The organism is Candidatus Bipolaricaulota bacterium (assembly GCA_035528115.1).
GTDB lineage: Bacteria > Patescibacteriota > Patescibacteriia > UBA11705 > DATKZF01 > DATKZF01.
In genome coordinates this window covers 236,361-257,017 of the sequence record DATKZF010000001.1, presented here as the reverse complement: position 1 = coordinate 257,017, position 20,657 = coordinate 236,361, and the positions used below count along the sequence as shown (strand labels likewise).

Here is a 20,657-nt window from a genome sequence, read left to right as displayed (position 1 = left end):
CAAGCAGGCCGCGTCATCCCGCTTGGGAGAACTCCCTCGGATGGGTAGGTCGTCCTCAAAGGATAAGGGGGCTCGGGTTTCTGCCTCAATAAAGAAACCGCTGATTCAAGGAGGCGTCGGATGACTCCCAAAAACACGCTGGAGATTGTGAACGGTCCGGGCCGATGGGACATGATACTGGCCATATTCGACGGACAGCCTGTCAGACTTGTCTTCGAAGACAAGGCGAAGAGTTTCAACGGAGAGTTCGAAATCAGTGGAGGTCATTTTTACGGCAAAAAAAGGGAGGTGTTCAACTTCTCTCTGTGCTTCCCGCACAGACCCGGAGATACCGGAGGAACCTTCGTAACCCGCAAGGGTCTTCTGAACATTGACCATCTGATGGAGCGCGAGGATTGTTCAGGAATATTTCTATAGCGACTGAACCATCACCCGGCCCGGCGATCACATCAATGGGCCTTTAATTTTTTTTAAATAATTGATTGGCAGGTTTTTCATCCTTGTTTTTTATAGGAAATTGTGTTAAAATTCATTCAATCTTTGTTTATATATATGAATAACATCCGAAATTTCTGCATTATTGCTCACATAGATCACGGAAAATCCACTCTGGCCGATCGGCTTTTGGAATTGACCGGAACTGTTGAGAAACGAAAAATGAAAGAGCAGATTTTGGATTCGATGGATCTTGAACGCGAACGCGGCATTACCATTAAACTTCAGCCAGCGCAGATGTTGTACAAGGATTATATTTTGAATTTGATTGATACTCCGGGTCACGTTGATTTTAGCTACGAAGTTTCGCGATCCTTGGCCGCGGTCGAAGGCGCGATTTTATTGGTTGACGCCACGCAAGGCGTGCAGGCCCAGACTTTGACGAATTTGTATTTGGCGCTCGAATCGAATTTGGAAATCATTCCCGTGCTAAATAAAATTGATTTGCCCGCCGCCGATATTGCAAAAACGAAAAAAGAATTGATGAATTTGATCGGTTGCCAGGAAGACGAGATTTTGCTCGTTTCCGGCAAAACCGGCCAGGGCGTGCTCGAATTGCTTGATCGGATCATTGAAAAAGTGCCCGCGCCAAAGGGCAATGTTGATGATAAATTGCAGGCGCTTATATTCGATTCGTTTTATGATGAATACAGAGGCGTCGTCGCTTATATACGAGTGATGAACGGCAAATTGGCTCAAGGCGATAAAATTTTATTCATGAACCCGGCCAAAGAAAGCGAAGCGCTCGAAGTCGGCGTATTGAAACCGGCTTTGACCGTCGCGTCGGAACTGAAAGCGGGCGATGTCGGTTACGTAATCACCGCGTTGAAAGATATTGAATTGTGCCAGGTCGGAGATACCATCACTTCGCTGAAAAATCCGACGCCCCGGCCTTTGCTGGGATACAAGCAGGTAAAACCGATGGTGTACGCCGGTATTTTTTGCAAAGAAGGTTCTGACTTCAATGATTTGCGCGAAGCTGTTTCCAAATTGAAATTAAACGACGCGGCTTTGGTTTACGAACCGGAGAATTCGCCCGTGCTCGGGCTTGGTTTCCGTTGCGGTTTTTTGGGATTGCTTCATCTGGAAATATTTCAGGAACGACTGCGCCGAGAATTCAATCTGGACATCATGGTCACCGTGCCCAGCGTGGCGTTTAAAATTACTTTGCGACCGGGTAATAAAATGCCCAAAGACGTCAAACCGAAACAAATATTGTCCGAGCGCGAATACATTATCAATAACCCGAATGACCTGCCGGAGGTTTCGATCTCAGAGAAAGTCGAGGAACCGATCATGAAAGTCGATATTATCTCGCCGAAAGATTTTATCGGCAATGTCATGTCGCTGGTGCAGGATAAAAGAGGAGAGTATTTGAATACGGAATATATTGATGACAGCACCGCGCTTTTGCATTACCGCATGCCGCTGGCCAAAGTGATCGTTGATTTTTACGATCAATTGAAAACGGTCAGCTCGGGTTACGCTTCCATGAATTACGAACTCGCTCATTATGAATCGACCGACGTGGTCAAATTGGACATTTTGATCGCCGAAGAAAAAGTGGACGCGTTTTCCACCATTGTTTATCGCGACGAGGCGTTCAAGGAAGGCAAGAAAATCGTGCAAAAACTGAAAGAATCCATTCCGCGGCAAATGTTCGTGATCAAATTGCAGGCCGCGGTCGGCGGCAAAATCATCGCGGCCGAGAGAATTTCCGCCATGAAAAAGGATGTTACGGCTAACTTATATGGCGGCGATTGGACCAGAAAATCAAAACTTTTGGAAAAGCAAAAGAAAGGCAAGAAGAAAATGATGGCCATGGGCAAAGGCAGGGTGAATATTCCGCCTGAGGCGTTCATCGCGGTGCTGAAACGATAAGCCTATACGAATTATGCAAATTTTGCGCTAATGATGCGAATATAATAAAAAAATTCCTCAAATCGAGGAATTTTTTTTGTTTGTTTAGCCGTTGTTTAATAAAAAGCCGGCGCGATTGTCCACAGGAGCATGGAAAATACCATGATCGCGACCAGTATGCCCCAAACGAGGCGTTGTTTTTGTTTTATGTTCATAGTAAAATGGTTAATATTCATGTATCACGTATCATGAATCATGAAACATAAATCATGGAACATGAATCAAAAAGGTAAAATATGAAAAAGAAATGGGTCATCGCCGAGAAGGCACCCGAAGACTTCCTTGAAGCGAATAAAGATACAAACGTCTCTTTGATTGCTTTGCAATTATTATACAGCAGAGGCATAAAAACTCAAGAGGACATTGAGCGTTTTTTAAGATCTGATTATGAAAACGACATTCATGATCCGTTTTTATTCAAAGACATGGAAAAGGCGGTTAAAATAGTTGTTCAGGCAATTTTAGACAAGAACAAAATAGTTGTTCACGGAGATTATGACGCGGACGGCGTCACCTCCGCGGCCGTGATTTATGAAACCTTAAAGATTTTGGGAGCCGATGTCGGAGTTTTTTTGCCTCACCGCGAAGAAGACGGCTATGGCATTAACGCCAAAACCATTGAAAAATTCAGCCAAGAAAAAATCGATCTTATCATTACGGTCGATTGCGGCATCAGCAATGTCAAGGAAGTCGCTTTGGCCAAAGAAAAAGGCATGAAGGTGATTGTCACGGATCATCACGAGATCCCGCCCGAATTGCCTGAGGCGGACGCCATTTTGGATCCGAAATTGGCAAAAGACACATATCCTTGCAAATATTTGTCCGGCGCGGGCATAGCTTATAAATTGTCTTGCGGTTTAATGGATTATCAGGAAAAAAACAATGTTTTGCCGCTTGATAAATCGAATTTGGATTGTTTCGGCGGTTTGGGCGGTTTGAAAAAATGGCTGCTTGATCTGGTGGCCATCGGCACGGTGGCGGATATCGCGCCGCTAATCGGCGAGAACAGGGCTTTGACCAAATACGGTCTGATCGTTTTGAGAAAAACGAGGCGTCCCGGTTTGCTTGAACTTTTTAAGCAATCCAGAATCGATATTTCCAAAATAGATACTCAAACCATCGGTTTTATTATCGGGCCGCGTCTGAACGCGGCCGGCAGATTGTCCCACGCCAATTTGTCGTTTGAGCTTTTGACCACCAAGGATCATGATCGAGCCGCGCATTTATCCGGTCTTTTGAACAGCATTAATACGGAACGCCAGCAAATTACCGAGCAAATAGTCGGCGAAGCCAGGGCGCAGATAAAAACTCAAAAGGAATCGAAAATATTTTTCGCTTACGGCGAAAATTGGTCGGCCGGCGTGGTCGGACTGGTGGCCGGCAAATTAACGGACGAGCTGGGCGCGCCTACCATGGTCATGACCAAAGTCAAAGATCAAATCGTCGGATCCGGGCGAAGCGTGGCCAATTTCAATATCACCAAAGCCTTGCTTGAAGTGACCGAGCATTTGAGTCGTTTCGGCGGTCACGCCCAAGCTTGCGGTTTTACGATCATCAGCGAACAACACTTGGTGTTTTTTCGTGAAAAACTGTCTCTTTTTGCGGGTTCAAAACTTGAAGATGTCGATACTTCGGCGATAATAAATATTGACGCTCAGATTCCGCTCGAAGAAATGAACGAATCGCTGTGCCGCGAGATCGAAGCGCTGGAACCTTTCGGAGAAGGCAATTCCAAGCCTCGCTTTCTCGTCAATGACGTTGAATTGATCAGTTATGAATCCGTGGGGAAAACAGGCAAGCATTTGAAATTATCGGTTAGAGGAGACCTGCCTTTTGTTAAAAAAATGATCGGTTTTGGCATCGCGCCCAATTTCGTCGGTAAAATAAAGCCGGGAGACAAACTTTGTGTTATAGTGGAGTTAAGCGACAGTCAATGGAACGGGCGGTTTGATTTGCAGATGAAGATAGTTGATATGAAGAAGAAGGCTTAAGAGGGCTAGATAAGGCTTGAGATGTTTAGAAGGCGATAGATAAAAAGAGGGCGGTTTAAAAAATTATTATTTTAAATTATTAAGTTACTGAATAATGTAAAAAAATAAAATTCAAGGATCCGTAACGTTTTTAAAGTTTAATCAAGATTTAGATTTTTTAGTTTGTCTTATTGCCTTATTTACTTCTTTGCCCCGTAGCCCCCTAAATAGCCCTATAAATTATGTCCAAACTCTCAGCCAATTTTTTCGTATTCATAACCGGCGCCGTAATCATGGCCGTCGAATTGACCGCGTCCAGACTGATCGCTCCGTATTTCGGCACCTCGATTTTCGTTTGGGGCAATATCATCGCCGTGGTCATGATCGCTTTGGCCATAGGTTACTGGCTGGGCGGAAAATTGGCGGATAAGCGGCCGGAACTTCCGGTCTTGGCGGGCGCGGTTTTTTTCTGCGGCCTTTTTTTATCGTTTTTGCCATTGTTTTTCAAACCCATGGCGGTTTTCTTTTTGAACGCGCTCAATGTTTCTTCAATGTTTTTGTTCGCCTTGGCCAACTTTTGGCTGATTTTGTTCGCCTTGGCCTGTCCGCTGATTATTTTGGGCATGTCTTCCCCGTTTGTCATCCGAATCGTCAATTCGAGCGTGGAAACCACGGGCAAAACAGCGGGCAATATTTTCGCTTGGTCGACTTTGGGCAGCATCTTCGGAGTGTTCGCTTCCACTTTCGTCACCGTGCCATTTTTGGGCAGCATGCAAACCGTGCTTATTTGCGCGGCGACGCTGATAATTTTGGCCGGACTGTATTTTCCTAAAAAATACAAACTGTTGGCCTTGGTTTTTATTTTGCCCTTGATGGTTTATTTTCTTTTCCTCGTCCGCCCGGCTTTGGCCGCGCCCGAGAAGAATATTATTTTCGAAAAAGAAACGCCTTATCAATATGTTTGGGTCAGTGAAAAAGACGGATGGCGGTTTTTGCAGTTCAATGACGGTTCCGGAGTCCAATCATACATTAATTTCGACCGGCCGCATTTTTTGACCGGAGACAGTTATTATGATTTTTTCAACTTGCTGCCATACTTGAACGGCCAAGAAGATGCGGATAAAAATTTTTTGATGATCGGCGGGGGAGGCGGCACGGCCGCCAAGCAGTTGGTCAGCTTTTGGAGGCCGAAAGTCAATATCGATTTGGTTGAAATAGACAAGGAAGTGCTCGGCGCGGCTGAAAAATATTTTGATTTAAACGAGCCGGAAATAAATAAAATCGTACGCGACGGCCGGGTTTTTTTAAACCAAACCGACAAAAAATACGATTACATGATCATTGACGCGTATTCCAAACAGCTTTTTATTCCGTTTCATTTGACGACCGACGAATTTTTTCAATCGACCAAAACGAGATTGAATGAAGGAGGCATCTTGGCCATGAATATCAACGCGGCGGGCTGGTCGTCCGAACTTTTACAGAAAATTTCGCAGACCATTCGCAAAAATTACGCGCAAGTCAAGGTTTTGCCGATCGAGGGAACTTACAATTATTTGGTGTTTGCCTCGGATAAAGAAATGAATTTTGATCTGAGCGGCGCGGATGTTGATGAAAATTTAGAAAAATACAAAGAAAAGTTATATAATGTAATTGAGTTGGGCGGATTCGATGAGGAGATGATTTTGACGGACAACCTGGCGCCCATAGAATTCATGACCGACGCCATGATTCTAAAGGTGTTTTTGAATTATTTGTCCGGCGCCAGAAATATTTTATAATTGTCCTGAGATGATATGAAAATAGTGATTTTTTCCGACGGCGGAGCCAGAGGCAATCCGGGTCCGGCGGCCATCGGAGTTATTATTGAAAACGACACCGGCAAATCGATTAAAAAAATCAGCCGATATATCGGCGAGACCACCAACAATCAAGCTGAATACCAAGCGCTTTTGGCCGGTTTGGCTTATGCCAAAGATTTAAAGCCGGAAGAAGTGAATTGTTATTTGGACAGCGAATTGGTGGTTAAGCAATTGAACGGCGAGTACAAGGTCAAGGATAAAGATCTGGCCGCGCAATTCATTAAAATTTGGAATTTGGTTCATGATTTCAAAAAAGTTGTTTTTCATCATGTGCCTCGGGAAAAAAATAAAAAAGCGGACGCTTTGGTCAATTCGGCGCTTGACCGGCGGGCCGAGGAAAAAAAATAGATATGACCAGGAGGAAATTTTTAAAATCATTTTTCGGCGGCTTGCTGGTGATGTTCGGCTGGATGTTGTTTTTCGTCGAATTGTATTTTTTGGCCGGCGCCACCACGGTGTACGCGTTCGTCCTCTTGCTTTTGGGTTCGATTCTCGTTTTGTTGATTATCGGTCCGGCGATTGCCAGAAATTTGGGAGCTTTGGGCTTGGTCGGCCTGGCCGTAGGAGTTTTTTTCTCCGTGGCCTTCAGCGTCACCAGCGTTGACGCTTATGAAATGCTGAAAAACGGCCGTGTCGGCCCGATCAGCGTCAATGAAGCGCTTGATTTCAAAGACAGCAAACTTTTCGAATTCAATGACGCCATGGTTCGAAGCGATTTGGCCAGAGGCGTTTATGATAAGAATTTTTTTAAAAATGTTGAGCCGGTTTGTCAGGAATTTTATACGGTCGCTTTTCCGATCGTGGGAGCTGATTTCTCTTCCAAAGATTCGGTGTCCGTTCTTTTGGGCTCGCAGTGGGCCAAAGATTGTTCGGATTTGGAAAAAACGGACGGCTTGGCGTATTATTTGGGCCAAGATTCCGATCAGCCCATTAATTTTGTTTCCGGCGTAAAAGTTTTGGATTACGAAAAGAAAGAATATTTGAAAGTTTTCAATGACGCCAATAAGGAGGCCAGAATAAAACTGAATTTGGACAAAGACGCCATTGTGCTGAGGCCGATTGAAAGCGTTGAGGAAATCACTGACGCGAATTTCACGATTATGCAGGTTTTGGGTCTTTGGGCCCCTCTGGGCACCTATGTTGTCGGCAGTTTGATTTTTCTGTTTGTCGTCGGCAAAAAGTCTAAAAAGAAATAATGATTGAAGAGGCCTTGGCCGGAATTTTAAAACGCCATTCATTTGTGATATAATGTAATTCAGCAAATAATTGATTTTTTAATATGGCATTATTCGGTGGAAAAAAGAGCAAAAATTTTTTGGGAGTGGACATCGGCGGCAGCAGCATCAAGCTGGTGGAGCTTTCGAGTGAAGAAGGAAGATTGAAATTGGAAAATTACGGATATCTTGAAAGATCAACTCACGCCAAAAAGGAAAATTATATCGATCAGCCCGAGGAAGCGGCTAAAATAATCAAAAAAATATTAGAGACCTCGGGGATTTTAGCCACTCAAACCTACACCGCTTTGCCGGCGCCCATGGTTTTCAGCTCAATCATCAGCGTTCAGGGAATCGATGCCAAGGAACTCGGTTCCAAAGATAAAATTTCAAGCGCTGTGGAAAAGGAGGCGGTGAAGATTTTGCCCATGCCGCTCGACGACATGGTGCTGGATTGGAAAATCGTGGGAGATGTTGATGAACTGAAAAATAAAAAGAGCGGTGAAATCGTGAATTTGAAAATTTTAATCACGGCCGCCAGCAAAGTTTTGATTCAAAAATACATAGATATTTTCAAAAAAGCCGGTTTGAATTTGGTCAGCTTGGAGACCGAGAGCTTCGCCATGATCAGGGCGCTGACCGGAAAAGACAAATCAACCATGTTGCTCGTGGACGTGGGAGCGGTCAGCACGGACATCAGCGTGGTGGACATGTGCGTGCCGCATTATGATCGCAGCGTCAATGTCGGCGGTTTGGATATCACCAAAGAAATCGCGAAGATTTTGAATATAGATGTCTCGCAGGCCGAACAACTCAAACGCGATCTCGCGGCCAAGCCGGAAATGCAAAAGAACGTGCCGCTCAATTTGCAAAAAATGTTCGAGCCCATCTTGAACGAAGTTAGGTTCGTGATCGATTCGTTTTTGAGACAGTCGGAAAATAAAAATAAAAGAGTGGACAAAATCATTTTGACCGGCGGCAGCGCGTACGTTCCGGGGTTGGGCGGGTATTTCACTGAGAATTTGAATATCAAAACGTTCATCGGCAATCCTTGGGCGAGAATAATATACCCGGAAGATTTAAAAGACATATTATTCAAAATCGGTCCCAGATTTTCAATCGCCATCGGTCTGGCCATGCAAGGCGGAGAAGTTTAGCTTTCAATAAAATCAACATATGGATAATAAAAAATTCACTTTGATCGAAATAATCATCGCGACCGCGGTCATCGGCATCTTGGCCACGCTGGCCAGTTTGGGCGTGAACGGCGCGCAAAAAAAGACGCGCGACAATCGTCGGATCGAAGACATGAATATTATTCGAAGCGCGATGAAAATCATTTACAATCAAACAGGTTCCTACAACGGGCAGACCTGCCAGGAAGGCGCTTTGGTGGCGGACTGCCGGGGAGAAGAAGTCGTCAAATTGATAAACAATATCAGCCAATTGAAAGATCCGGCTTCAAAGGGCCTTTCGTGCGTTCAAACTTTTGGAAAGGATTGTGATTACGCGTTCAGTGTTTTGAACGATGAGAGTTTCTCCGTGCTGTTTTATTTGGAAAAGGGCACGCAAGGGTTGGACAAGGGGCAGCATATTTTAACGGAAAAAGGTTTTCAATAATAATCGATTTTTTTGTTTGTAAAACGGGCCTTGATTGGGCCTGTTTTTGTTTTACGCGACGTCGTCGGCCGCGTCGCGTTCTAACATTGAAAAAAAATTAAAATATTGCTAAAATGATAATGAAATTAAGATTCATAATGGAAATAATATGAAAAAGCTTTTTATTTCGATTTTCGTGATTGTAGTCGTTTTTTCATTGGCCGGCTGTCAAAAGAAAATCTCCTTTCATGACGAACCCGCGTCGGAGAATCCGAAGGTTTCAAATGAAGTCGCGAGCGAAGATAATACGACCGAGCAAAACGCGGTTAAGGAGGGAGTGATCGCCACGGACGGAGAAAACTTGATTTTTATTTCCGAGGGAGAAGAAATTCCTTTGGCTTTAGACGATTCTTTGACCGATTTGATCGATAATAAGGTGACGATTACTGGCGATTTCAATGAGTCGGGTTTGTTTGAAGTCAAACAAATACAAGTTTGGAAGCAAGGCCGCCTTTTTCAGACTTTGAACAATTTGTATTTGCTTCAGGAAAACGGCGACCATTTATTGCTCGAAGGTTCGGTGACCCCGGAAATAGCCGGTCAGTATTTGGGTCGAGAAGCCAATATTTTGGGCTCCTTTACCGATAAGAAAAATTTTAAACTTCGTGTCTTGGAATATTACATTGAGGGAGTGAAAACCGATGTTTGGAAAAATTACGAGAATAATCAATTCGGCTTCAAAATGCAATATCCGGCCGGCTGGCAAGTCAAAGAAGAAGCTGTCGATGTCGGACACGCGGCGCTAAACGTGACTTTTTCCAGAAACGGCGAGTCGGTTGACTTGGTTTTGCAGAAAGATATTCCCAGGCCCGCGCTCGCCGATGAAAATATTTCAAAAAAAGTTTTGCCGAGCGGTCTGGTGCTGACCGTTTACGATGACACTTCGGCCGTTGACGGCGCGCCAATGACCAAAGCGTTCCTTGATTTGCCGGACAGCGATTATGATTTGTATTTGGCCGGATCGGGGAAAACGGTAAATCAGATGTATCAAACGCTCGAATTGATTCAAGAATAATAAATCGAAAAAAAATAAAAACAAAATATGAAAAAATCGGCAATCCTTATTTTGGCCGGCTTGCTGTTATGGCCGTCTTTGACCGTCGCGACAGGGGAACGAATTGTAAAATTCGATCAAAATACTCTGAAGTCCGGGTATTCCGTCAAAAGTTTCGATGATAATTTTTGGCTGCCTATTTTTCCGAGTCAGTTTTTTTCCCCGCTGGAAGTGAAAATGTGGGCAGAGCAAGTGATGGCCATTCCGAGCGGAAAAAAAGCGGTCAGCAATTTTTATTGGTACGAAGTCAATGCCGGGCAAAGCGGTTTTTTGTCAAAACCGGTGCTGCTTTCATTGAAATTTCAAGGTGACAGCCGTCAGCCGAAAAGCCTTTATTTCTTCGACAAATCAAGGCAAATTTGGCGAGCTTTGAAGTCTGAAACGCGGTGGGATGACAACAGAATCAACGCCTGGTCGCCCGTGCCCGCGGCCAGCATTGTCGTTTTGGAGGACACGACCGATTATCAGCCTGAATTGACGGCTGAGTCGGCCATCAGCATTGACGCCAAGACCGGAGAAATTCTTTATGGGAAAAATATTGATCAAATTCGGCCGATCGCCAGCATCAGCAAATTGATCACGGCGCTCGTTTTTCTTGATCACAATCCGGGTTGGGGAGATCGGGCGAACTTCGTCGAATCGGATAATGTCGGCGGCGCCGGATTGAACGTGGTTGCCGGGGACAGCATCAATATCAAAGATTTGTTCATGGCCACATTGCTGGCTTCAAAAAACAATGCGGCGCGGGCGCTGATGCGTTCGACCGGTTTGTCCGAAACCGAATTCGTCGCGTTGATGAACCAAAAAGCCAAGGAACTGGGCGCGCTCAATACCGGTTTTATCGAGCCGACCGGTTTGTCCGAATATAATCTGTCCACGGCCAGAGATTTGGCGAAAATCAGCCGAGCGGCTTTTTCCAAATTCGAATTTTTGGAAGCCACCACCTTGAAAAAATATCCGGTGAAAATAAAAACGGCAGAAGGCGATAAAATAATCTGGATAGAAAATACAAATAAATTGGTTGACCGCGATTTGTATCTTCTCGGCGGAAAGACCGGTTACACGGAAGAAGCGGGCAGATGCCTGATCAGCAAGGCTCGAGGACAAGGAAGGGAAGTGATTTCTCTGGTGCTGGGTTCGGACATCAGCAAAAATTATGATGAGGTCTACGAATTGTTAAGTCATTTTTTGAAATAATTAAAGGTGGTAGGTTGTAGCTTGTTAGCTTGTAGGTGGCCTTAAATCCACCTAATAAGCTACAAGCTGATCAGCTAATAAGCCCTCCATAATTTGTAATATGAAAATAACTCCTCAACAATTTAAAGATTATTTGCAAAAAATGTCCGGCACGCCGTATTTACCCGAGGCGGTTTTGTCCGCTATAAGCAAAAAAGGCTATTCGGAATACTTGTCGTATTCATGCGATCGGGACAAAGCCGTGAAAATAGCGGCTGAATTGCAAGCCGAGGGAGTGATTCCCAAATACAAAAGTCCCGGCGACGTCATGACGGCCATTGAAAAAGAATGATTATGTCTTCAAATTCAAAACCAAAGATAGCGGTGGCCCTTTCCGGCGGCGTTGATTCCAGCGTGGCCGCTTTTTTATTGAAGAAAAAGGGGTATGACGTGTTCGGGGTGTTTGCGAAATTTTGGTCGAAAGAAGACGGGGAAAAAGTCCGAGAGAATATTTGTTGCTCCAAAGAATCGCGAGACGACGCCAAACGCGTTTGCGACATGCTCGGCATTCCTTTTTACGTGGTTAATTTGCAAATGCCGTTCAAAGAAAAAGTGGTGGACAATTTTTTGCTCGAATACAATGCGGGCAAAACGCCCAATCCGTGCGTTCGTTGCAATCAGTTTATAAAGTTCGGCGAGCTTTTGGACAAGGTTGAAAAGCTCGGCGCCACTCACTTGGCCACCGGCCACTACTCGCAGGTAAAAAAGAAAGGCGATCAATATCATTTATATAAAGGAAAAGACAAGGAAAAAGACCAGTCTTATTTTCTGTATCGTTTGAATCAGAAACAGCTTTCAAAAATAATGTTCCCGGTCGGGCATTTGACCAAGCCAAAGGTTAGAAAAATCGCGGCCAAAAACGGTTTGCCCACGGCCGCGAAAAGAGAATCGCAGGAAGTCTGTTTCGTGCCGTCAGGTGATTTGCAAGAATTTCTGGCGGATTATTTGGAATTGAAACCGGGGGAAATAAAAGACATTGATTCGAAAAAAGTTTTGGGCGAGCATAAAGGACTGGCTTTGTACACCATCGGCCAGAGAAAGGGCATCGGGCTGGCCGGAGGGCCGTATTTTGTGGTTGAAAAAGATGATAAAGACAACGTTTTGTACGTGACCAAAGATAAAAACCATGAGAAGTTGAAATTTGAAAGATTAAAGTTGAAAAATATTCAATGGCTCGCAGGAACGCGCGATGGAGCGTTCCCGCTAAAATGCACGGCGAAAATCCGCTACGCCAGTCCGGAAACAGCAGTGGTGATTTCAAAGGATAAAGACGGATATTTTGTGGAATTTAAAAAGCCCCAGTGGGCGGTCACGCCCGGACAGTCAATTGTTTTTTGGAAAGGTAAAGAAGTTTTAGGAGGTACAGTGATTTAATAAATTAAATGGGCTGGCGTGCCAGCCGAAGCCCAACTTGTCCGCCGAAGCTTAATGCGAAGGCGGAAGGGCGAAGGCTGGGCGGGGGCGTGATCGGGGATTGACACATCATTGACAAATTTTCAAATATTAGGTACTATATATTCTTCACAGAAACGGCGGAAAGGAGGCCTAAGATGGTGGCGCAGCAGTTGGAAGATATGGAGGAACCGACGAGAGCCACGATCGTTCCTCGACGGCCGCCTGTTGTCCTTTTGGACAATCGGTTAAAGAGGATGATGTACATCGGCAGCAAAGTTCTTTTTGGAGCGCTGGTGCCCCCGCTTACTCTGCTCAGGCATCGCGGCAAGGTCGGTTTGGCCGGCTTTCTCGCGAATTGCCCCTGGCAGACTATAAGCGCTAGAAAGCAGATATATTCGGCCGAGTCCGAGCAGATGATTCTTATCTTCTGCTTGCGTCCGGGTTTGGTCGTTGAGATCCTCTCATTCCAGTTCAAGCGCTGGGACAGTTGGGTGGATCGAGTCAGGATCACTCGACACGCGCGAAACCAGTACATGAGGCGCTCCGAGAAATTGGGGCGAAAATACTCGAACGCATTGGTAGCGGTCGAAGCGCTCGCCCGATTGCTTGGAGATTCGATCTCGGCGAGTATGCCTGAAGACCACCGCTTCATCAGAATGATCAACAACGCCTGTCAGCCGGTCGAGTATAAAGAAAAGGTCGGATGGCGCTTCGTCCTTCTGAGAATATATAACGGTAATCCGTCGCGGTTTGTTCTGAAAACCGTGGAAAGGATCAATCCCGATGAAAACTAGCGGGGAATCTCATTTTCCGCTTTTTGATTTGAAAAAAAATGATAAATTGGGTAAAATGGATGCAATTGCCGAGTATAAATAAATTCCACCCGACTTTAGTCGGATGAAATAGCTAATTATAAACGAATTCCGCCTGACCCCAAGTCAGTTTTGGATATCGCCAACTCTTGCCTTCGCTAATGCTACTGCGGGCAAGCAAGTGGGGTAGAAATTATATGAATATGAATAAAATCACAGCTTCAGAACTCAGGCGAAAATACATTGAATTTTTCGTCAGTAAAGGCCACAAACAAGTCGCTTCAGCTTCGCTGATCCCGGAAAACGACCCGACCGTTTTATTCACCACGGCCGGCATGCACCCGCTTGTACCTTATTTGATGGGCGAATCTCACGCGCAGGGCCAGCGTCTGGTTGATTTTCAAAAATGCGTCAGAACCGACGATATCGACGAAGTCGGCGACGCGTTTCACCACACTTTTTTTGAAATGCTCGGCAATTGGTCGCTCGGCGATTATTTTAAAAAAGAAGCGATCGAATGGAGCTTTGAATTTTTAACTGATAAAAAATGGCTGGGCTTGCCGCTTGAAAAATTGGCAATCACTTGCTTTGAAGGCGACGATAACTCTCCCAAAGACGATGAGTCCGCCGGCGTTTGGAAAAATTTGGGCTTAGCAGACCACAAAATAGTTTTTTTGGGGAAAAAAGACAATTGGTGGGGACCGGCAGGCGAGACAGGTCCGTGCGGTCCTGACACGGAAATGTTTTATTTCATCGGCGAGGGCAATCCGTCAAAGGACAGCAATCCTCAAACCGACGAGAAAAATTGGGTGGAAATCTGGAATGATGTTTTCATGCAATACAATAAAACCGCTGATGGAAATTACGAGCAATTGATTCAAAAGAACGTTGACACCGGCATGGGGCTGGAGCGAACTTTGGCCGTGATGAACGGTTTTGACGATAATTATCGAACAGAACTTTTTTGGCCGATCATTGAAAAAATTGAAGCATTGTCAGGGAAAAAATATGATGAGAGCGAAAAGATAACCGTTTCGATGAGAATCATTGCTGATCACCTTAAAGCCTCGGTCATGATTTTGGGCGATGACCACGCCGTGGCGCCGTCCAACGTCGATCAAGGTTATATTTTGCGAAGATTGATTAGGCGAGCTATTCGTCAAGCCAAACAGCTGGGCATTGAGCGAAATTTCACGGCCGAGGTGGCGAGCGTGGTTGTTGATTTGATCTCCGATCCTTACGTTGAATTGAAAAATAGGGAAGCGGAGATTTTCGATGAACTTAAAAAAGAAGAAGAAAAGTTTCGAATGACTTTGGAAAAAGGCGAACGGGAATTTTCCAAAATGGCCAAGGATAAAAATATTTCCGGCAAAGAAGCTTTCATTTTATTTTCAACATATGGCTTTCCCTTGGAAATGACTAGCGAAATGGCCAAAGAAATCGGCATTGAAATAGATGAAAAAGAATTCGCCGAAGAATTCAAAAAACATCAGGAATTATCAAAAACCGCGTCAGCCGGCAGGTTCAAAGGCGGTTTGGCCGACGCGTCCGAAGAAACCAAGCGCCTGCACACGGCCGCGCACTTGATGCTGGCCGCCTTGCGAAAAGTTTTGGGCAATGAAGTGTTTCAAAAAGGTTCCAATATCACTCCCGAGCGATTGAGATTTGATTTTTCGCATAATGAAAAAATGACTGATGAGCAAAAGGCCGAGGTTGAAAAAAACGTCAATGAAGCGATTGAAAAAGATTATCCGGTGTCATGCGAAGAAATTACTTTGGATGAAGCGAAAAAAATCGGAGCCATGGGAGTTTTTGAATCAAAGTACGGGGAGAAAGTGAAAGTGTACACGGTTGGCGAAGGCGATGATATTTTCTCCCGCGAAATCTGCGGAGGCCCGCATGTGACGCATACGGGCGAGCTGGGCAAGTTCAGAATTAAAAAAGAAGAATCGAGTTCGGCCGGGGTGAGGAGGATTAAGGCGGTGCTGGAATAATCATGGAACATGAAACATGTAGCATGAAACAAAAATGCCTTAACCCAGCGGAAAGCTTGCCTTTCCGCTCAAGCGTGGCGAGAAGGATTAAGGCGGCGCTGGAGTAAGTGAATCGAGTCAGTTTTATCAATAATTTTATGAAAATTAAATACGCCATCAAATCCGTAATCACTATTATTTTTTTGCTGTTTCTTGTTTCCTGTTCGAATGAAAATGTTGATTTATCAAAATCTGATAAAGATGGTCAGAGTGTTTTGGATAACTCAAATATTATTCAAACGTCTGAGGACGCGGTGGAGAATGTTGCTCCTTCATTTATTTCTACACCTGATGATTTTAGTGCCAAAGACTATATATCGGAGAGATCCCATAATTTGGTTGAAAAGAATTTTGATCTTGACGGGGATGGTATAATGGAAAAGGCGATTCAATATATTGTAGATGACGTAATTGTTCGAGCGAATGACAAGCGTAAAATTCAATATGTGGAAGTTTACAGGTGGGAAGAAGACGGCTGGAAACAAATAAAAAAAGATGAAGCGACAAATATCGGCGGCACTGCGGATTCCGAGTTTTGTGCGTTTGATGTCGTGAATTTGGGCGACGATTCCACTGAAGAATTATTGACAAGCAAATGTCAACCATGGAATGGGTCAGCCGGTTACGCAGTCTTTGCGTATTTAGGGAATAATGAATTTGGTGACTTGGCGATTCCAAAGGGTTATTTGCATGAAAAAGAATATCTTTGGGAAAGCGACACGGGGTTGGATTTTCTCAGGGCTTCGATTGATGGCAATGGTATAACTGAAAAGTATAAGGTAATTTGCGAATCCCGAGATTATTTTGCCAGAAGGTTTGGAGATCAAGCCGGGGGTGGTTGTCGTGATTTGGAGATTTTTATTCCATATGATGCGGAATTGAAATCCTTTGGCGACGGAGAGATATTTAAAAATGAATTTAGTATTTACAGCAAGCCATATAGCCAAACGAATAATAATATTCAATTTCAGATAGATTTGCCTCTTTGGATGGAGGAATATTTAGGAGCCGGCCGCTTTGTTTCCATCAGTGACAAGTGGGCCAGTTTTCAGGATGTAAGCGTATCCGAATTTACAAAATTTGATTTATCTTTTGACCTCGATTTCACCAAGTTTCTTGAGTATGCTGAGTCAATTGGTTTGGAGTCTGACGAGTTAAGCTTGTCGAGCCCCGATTCAGTTAATGGATTGTTTGATGAATTATGCGAAATAGAGTTAAAAGATAAAATCGTCGATAAATGCGTAGTCGATGAGCATATTTTTAAGTCTTATGCTTATGATGCCGAATCCGGTAAAAATCAAGTGATTGTTTTTGAAATGATCCCTGAAAAAAAATTAGTTTTATCGATGGCCATGCAAACAAAAAGAAAAATCAATTATTTTGATGAGGCGGTGATTCTTTCAATTTTAAATTCATTCAAATTGTTGTGATCTCGATAATTATAAGAGTAAATGAGTTTTTCTGGCGTCAGAAGAATTTAGGCGGCGCTGGAGTAGCGTTGTAAATTTTAATAAAAATATGCCGGGAGATTTTGAACAACCCAATATTGAACAAAAGGAAAAGAAACCAATGCCAGACACGCTTGACGTGATAAAAATCAATGGCCGCTGGGCGCAGGTGATCGGCGGTTTGTTTCATGATTGCGGCATCAAGTATCTAAAGGACGGCTCCATGGAAAACGTTGACCTGAACGATTATAAATTCAGCCCGCTTAAGGAGACTTTGGTGGAAGATTTGTTGGAATCGCCCAACGGAGAATTCGGCGATGAAGAATTTGAAAATGTCTATTTTGATGCTGACACGGCTAAAGATTATAATGCAAAAATGGAAGTGACCGTGTTTGGGGAGTTTTTAAAAGAATAAATTTCGGTTGCCGGAGTATGTAATAAATGACAAAAAAAGAATTAAGCCGCGTTTTGCGGGCTTTTTTGTTTTTTTGAAATAATTTGATAAGATGTTTAATCATGGATCACATATCACGTATCACATATCATAGATCATGGATCAACTTAATATTGTTATGTTCCATGCTCCATGTTCCATGATTCATGCCGTATGCCTGAAACTCCAATGCTAAAACAATACAATGACATCAAGAAAAAACACGAAGACGCGATTTTGTTTTTTCGGCTGGGCGATTTTTACGAAATGTTCGGACCGGACGCCATTGAAGCTTCGAAAATTTTAAATATCACCTTGACCGCCAGAAACAAAGGCACGGATAATGAAACGCCCATGTGCGGCGTGCCGTATCACGCTCTCGACGGCTATTTGTCGAAATTGACCAAAGCCGGCAAAAAAGTGGCCATCTGCGAACAGCTGTCAGACCCATCCTTGCCGGGCATTGTCAAAAGGCAAGTGGTTAGGATTGTCACGCCGGGCACCACGCTCGACAATAATATTTTGGATAATAAATCAAATAACTACTTGGTCGCTTTGGTTTATTCGGCGCGAAAATGGGGGCTGGCCATTTGCGATCTGACCACGGGCGAATTCAAAGTCGGCGAATTCGACGATTCGGATTTGGTGGAAAATGAATTGTTCAGGCTGTCGCCATCCGAAGCCATTGTCTCGCCGAGCGTTTACAACAATTCCGATCACCAGCGGCTGATTTCCAAATTGAAAACGGTCAATCCGTTTCAGATTCCCAATTATGAAGATCCGGCGGAATTTCTCAAAAAGCATTTTAAGATTCAAAGTCTGGATAGTTTCGGCATCGGATTTTTGAAAGTCGGCGTCGCGGCGGCCGCGAATTTGCTCGGATATTTGATTGAAACCCAGAAAACGAATTTGGAACATATCACCAAAATCACGCTTTACAATTTCAAAGACCGCATGGTCTTGGATGAAGCCACCATCAGAAATTTGGAGATTTTCGGCCGGGCAGTTGATTTCGAACAAGGCGGAGATTTGTTGTCCGTGATCGATCGCACGCAAACGGCCATGGGCGGCAGAATGCTAAGGTCGTGGCTACGATATCCGTTGCTGAAAAAAAACGAAATCGAGCGACGTCATTTTTCAGTTGAAGAAATGGTCAAAGACATTTCCAAACAAAAAAGACTGGCTGAGACCCTGAAAAACGTGGCTGACATCGAGCGGCTCTTGGGCAGAATCGGCTGCCGGCGCGCCACTGCCAGAGATTTGGTGGCGCTGAAAAACAGCTTGCGCCAAATTCCCAAATTGAAGCAGTCTTTGGCGGATTGCAAATCGGAACTGCTGTCGGAAATTTATGAAAACGCTTCAGAGCATACGGATCTGGTTCTTTTTTTGGATAAAGTTTTCATTGAAGAGCCGCCGGCCATAATTACCGAAGGTGGAATGATTAAAGAAGGGTTTAATAAAGAATTGGACGAATTGCGTTCGATTTCAACCAATGCCAAGGATTGGATCGGACGGCTTCAGCAAAAAGAGGCGGAGAAAACGGGCATCAGGACGCTGAAAATAAAATACAATCATGTTTTCGGATATTTCATTGAAGTCAGTAAGGCCAATCAAGCGTCGGTTCCGGACGATTACATTCGAAAGCAGACGCTGGTGAATTCCGAGCGCTATATCACTCCGGAGCTGAAGGAATACGAAGAAAAAGTTTTGGGAGCGGAAGAGAAAATAAAAAAGATGGAATATGATATTTTTTTAGAGGCCAGAGATGAAGCGATTAAATATTTTTCTGAAATTCAAAAAACCGCGGTTTGCGTGGCCGTTCTTGACGTCTTGCTCGGCTTGGCCGTTTTGGCCGCGGCTGAAAATTATGTCCGGCCGGAGATGTCTTCGAAAAAATTCATTGAAATAAAAAACGGCCGCCATCCGGTGATTGAAAAATTCGTTTCCGACGCGTTCGTGCCCAATGACGTTTTTTTGGATCATGAGACTCATGAATTCATTTTGTTGACCGGGCCGAACATGAGCGGCAAATCCAGCTTTTTGCGGCAAACGGCTTTGATCGTTTTGTTGGCGCAAATCGGCTCTTTCGTGCCGGCTGAGAGCGCGACAATCGGCGCGGTCGATCGCATCTTTACCAGAGTGGGCGCCGCGGATAATTTGGTTCGCGGCCGATCCACCTTCATGGTGGAAATGGAAGAGGCCGCCAATATTTTAAATAACGCCACGAAAAACAGTTTGATAATTTTGGACGAGCTGGGTCGCGGCACTTCAACGTACGACGGAGTGGGTATTGCTTGGGCGATCGTGGAATATATTCATAATAACGTGGGAGCGTTCACTTTGTTCGCCACGCATTATCATGAATTGATTGAATTGGTTGAAGGTTTGAAAAAAGCGCAAAATTATTCCGTCGCGGTCACCGAAGACAACGGCAGAGTTATTTTTTTAAGAAAAGTTTTAAAAGGCGGGGTCAATAAAAGTTACGGCATTGAGGTGGCGAAATTGGCCGGATTGCCCGTTGAAATAACGGATCGCGCCAATGAGGTTTTGCATAAACTCGAAAAGGATAGGGAAGTGGACGTGGCGTCCAATGCGGCGCAAGGAGAGTTGTTTAATTCGACGGCGGTAGAATCGAAAATCGAAAAAGAAATAAAAGAAATCGATTTGGACAATTTGACGCCGATTGAGGCGTTGCAGGTATTGGTTGAATTAAAGAAAAAATTGAAATAAAAAACGGGACGCGGCGCGGCGCCGTACGGCGCCGCGCGTAGAGACGCGCCGCGGCGCGTCTCTACATCATGCGCGCGCGCATGATCGCGTCCCGTTTTTTTGTTTAATTTTAGGTTAAAATAATATAAAAACGCATTTTAGCCCTTGACAGAATCAAAAGAAATTACTATATTGGCTTCAGTTTCCCGCGAGCCCCTGCATCGCTCAACCAACTACTTTAGAGTCTGCGCGGACTCAACCACCATCGTGTGGCAAGTGAGAGTGGTTGCATACTCGCGGGATTCTCTTGAAAACAGTTCCTGTGGAAAGGTTGACTAAGGCGGGAAACTTTCGCTCAAAAGGATCACCGCGCCCTAAAAGGCTGATCCGAGCGATGCGTTCCAGCTGTCATAAAAC

17 protein-coding genes are annotated in these 20,657 nt (G+C 44.5%); all 17 read left to right on the top strand.

All coding sequences use genetic code 11. The features are described 5' to 3' along the window. Positions 1-120 precede the first annotated feature (120 nt). On the top strand, positions 121-417 hold the full coding sequence (locus tag VMX18_01290) for a hypothetical protein (protein ID HUT22024.1): 297 nt from the start codon (positions 121-123) through the stop codon (positions 415-417). Between the two features lie 135 nt (positions 418-552). Next, on the top strand, positions 553-2,376 hold the full coding sequence (gene lepA / locus VMX18_01285) for a translation elongation factor 4 (protein HUT22023.1): 1,824 nt from the start codon (positions 553-555) through the stop codon (positions 2,374-2,376). A 275-nt stretch (positions 2,377-2,651) separates the two neighbouring features. Then, complete coding sequence (gene recJ, locus VMX18_01280; GenBank protein ID HUT22022.1) at positions 2,652-4,406, top strand: single-stranded-DNA-specific exonuclease RecJ; 1,755 nt, start codon at positions 2,652-2,654, stop codon at positions 4,404-4,406. Between the two features lie 221 nt (positions 4,407-4,627). Next, positions 4,628-6,166, top strand: coding sequence for a fused MFS/spermidine synthase (locus tag VMX18_01275; protein ID HUT22021.1), 1,539 nt, complete (start codon positions 4,628-4,630; stop codon positions 6,164-6,166). Positions 6,167-6,181: 15 nt separating this feature from the next. Then, positions 6,182-6,595, top strand: coding sequence for a ribonuclease HI family protein (locus VMX18_01270; GenBank protein ID HUT22020.1), 414 nt, complete (start codon positions 6,182-6,184; stop codon positions 6,593-6,595). 2 nt (positions 6,596-6,597) lie between these two features. Beyond that, a complete protein-coding gene (locus tag VMX18_01265; protein HUT22019.1) occupies positions 6,598-7,443 on the top strand; it encodes a hypothetical protein in 846 nt (281 codons plus the stop codon). Positions 7,444-7,526: 83 nt separating this feature from the next. Then, positions 7,527-8,618 (top strand): type IV pilus assembly protein PilM, encoded by a 1,092-nt coding sequence (pilM, locus tag VMX18_01260; GenBank protein ID HUT22018.1) that lies wholly within the window; start codon positions 7,527-7,529, stop codon positions 8,616-8,618. Positions 8,619-8,637: 19 nt separating this feature from the next. Continuing rightward, positions 8,638-9,081 (top strand): prepilin-type N-terminal cleavage/methylation domain-containing protein, encoded by a 444-nt coding sequence (locus VMX18_01255; GenBank protein HUT22017.1) that lies wholly within the window; start codon positions 8,638-8,640, stop codon positions 9,079-9,081. Positions 9,082-9,229: 148 nt separating this feature from the next. Beyond that, positions 9,230-10,135, top strand: coding sequence for a hypothetical protein (locus VMX18_01250; protein ID HUT22016.1), 906 nt, complete (start codon positions 9,230-9,232; stop codon positions 10,133-10,135). A gap of 27 nt (positions 10,136-10,162) precedes the next feature. Further along, entirely contained in the window at positions 10,163-11,371 is a 1,209-nt protein-coding gene (locus tag VMX18_01245; protein ID HUT22015.1) for a serine hydrolase, read from the top strand. 100 nt (positions 11,372-11,471) lie between these two features. Next, positions 11,472-11,702 (top strand): hypothetical protein, encoded by a 231-nt coding sequence (locus VMX18_01240; protein ID HUT22014.1) that lies wholly within the window; start codon positions 11,472-11,474, stop codon positions 11,700-11,702. A 2-nt stretch (positions 11,703-11,704) separates the two neighbouring features. After that, positions 11,705-12,784: a tRNA 2-thiouridine(34) synthase MnmA gene (mnmA, locus tag VMX18_01235; protein HUT22013.1), complete on the top strand. Its 1,080-nt coding sequence runs from the start codon at positions 11,705-11,707 to the stop codon at positions 12,782-12,784. A 200-nt stretch (positions 12,785-12,984) separates the two neighbouring features. Further along, the gene (locus VMX18_01230; GenBank protein HUT22012.1) at positions 12,985-13,599 is read left to right on the top strand and encodes a hypothetical protein; all 615 of its coding nucleotides are present in this window, start codon (positions 12,985-12,987) and stop codon (positions 13,597-13,599) included. A gap of 221 nt (positions 13,600-13,820) precedes the next feature. Then, a complete protein-coding gene (locus VMX18_01225; protein ID HUT22011.1) occupies positions 13,821-15,611 on the top strand; it encodes an alanine--tRNA ligase in 1,791 nt (596 codons plus the stop codon). Positions 15,612-15,748: 137 nt separating this feature from the next. Then, entirely contained in the window at positions 15,749-17,080 is a 1,332-nt protein-coding gene (locus tag VMX18_01220) for a hypothetical protein (protein HUT22010.1), read from the top strand. 88 nt (positions 17,081-17,168) lie between these two features. After that, entirely contained in the window at positions 17,169-17,513 is a 345-nt protein-coding gene (locus tag VMX18_01215; GenBank protein ID HUT22009.1) for a hypothetical protein, read from the top strand. A 192-nt stretch (positions 17,514-17,705) separates the two neighbouring features. Beyond that, the gene (gene mutS, locus VMX18_01210; GenBank protein HUT22008.1) at positions 17,706-20,261 is read left to right on the top strand and encodes a DNA mismatch repair protein MutS; all 2,556 of its coding nucleotides are present in this window, start codon (positions 17,706-17,708) and stop codon (positions 20,259-20,261) included. Positions 20,262-20,657 lie beyond the last annotated feature (396 nt).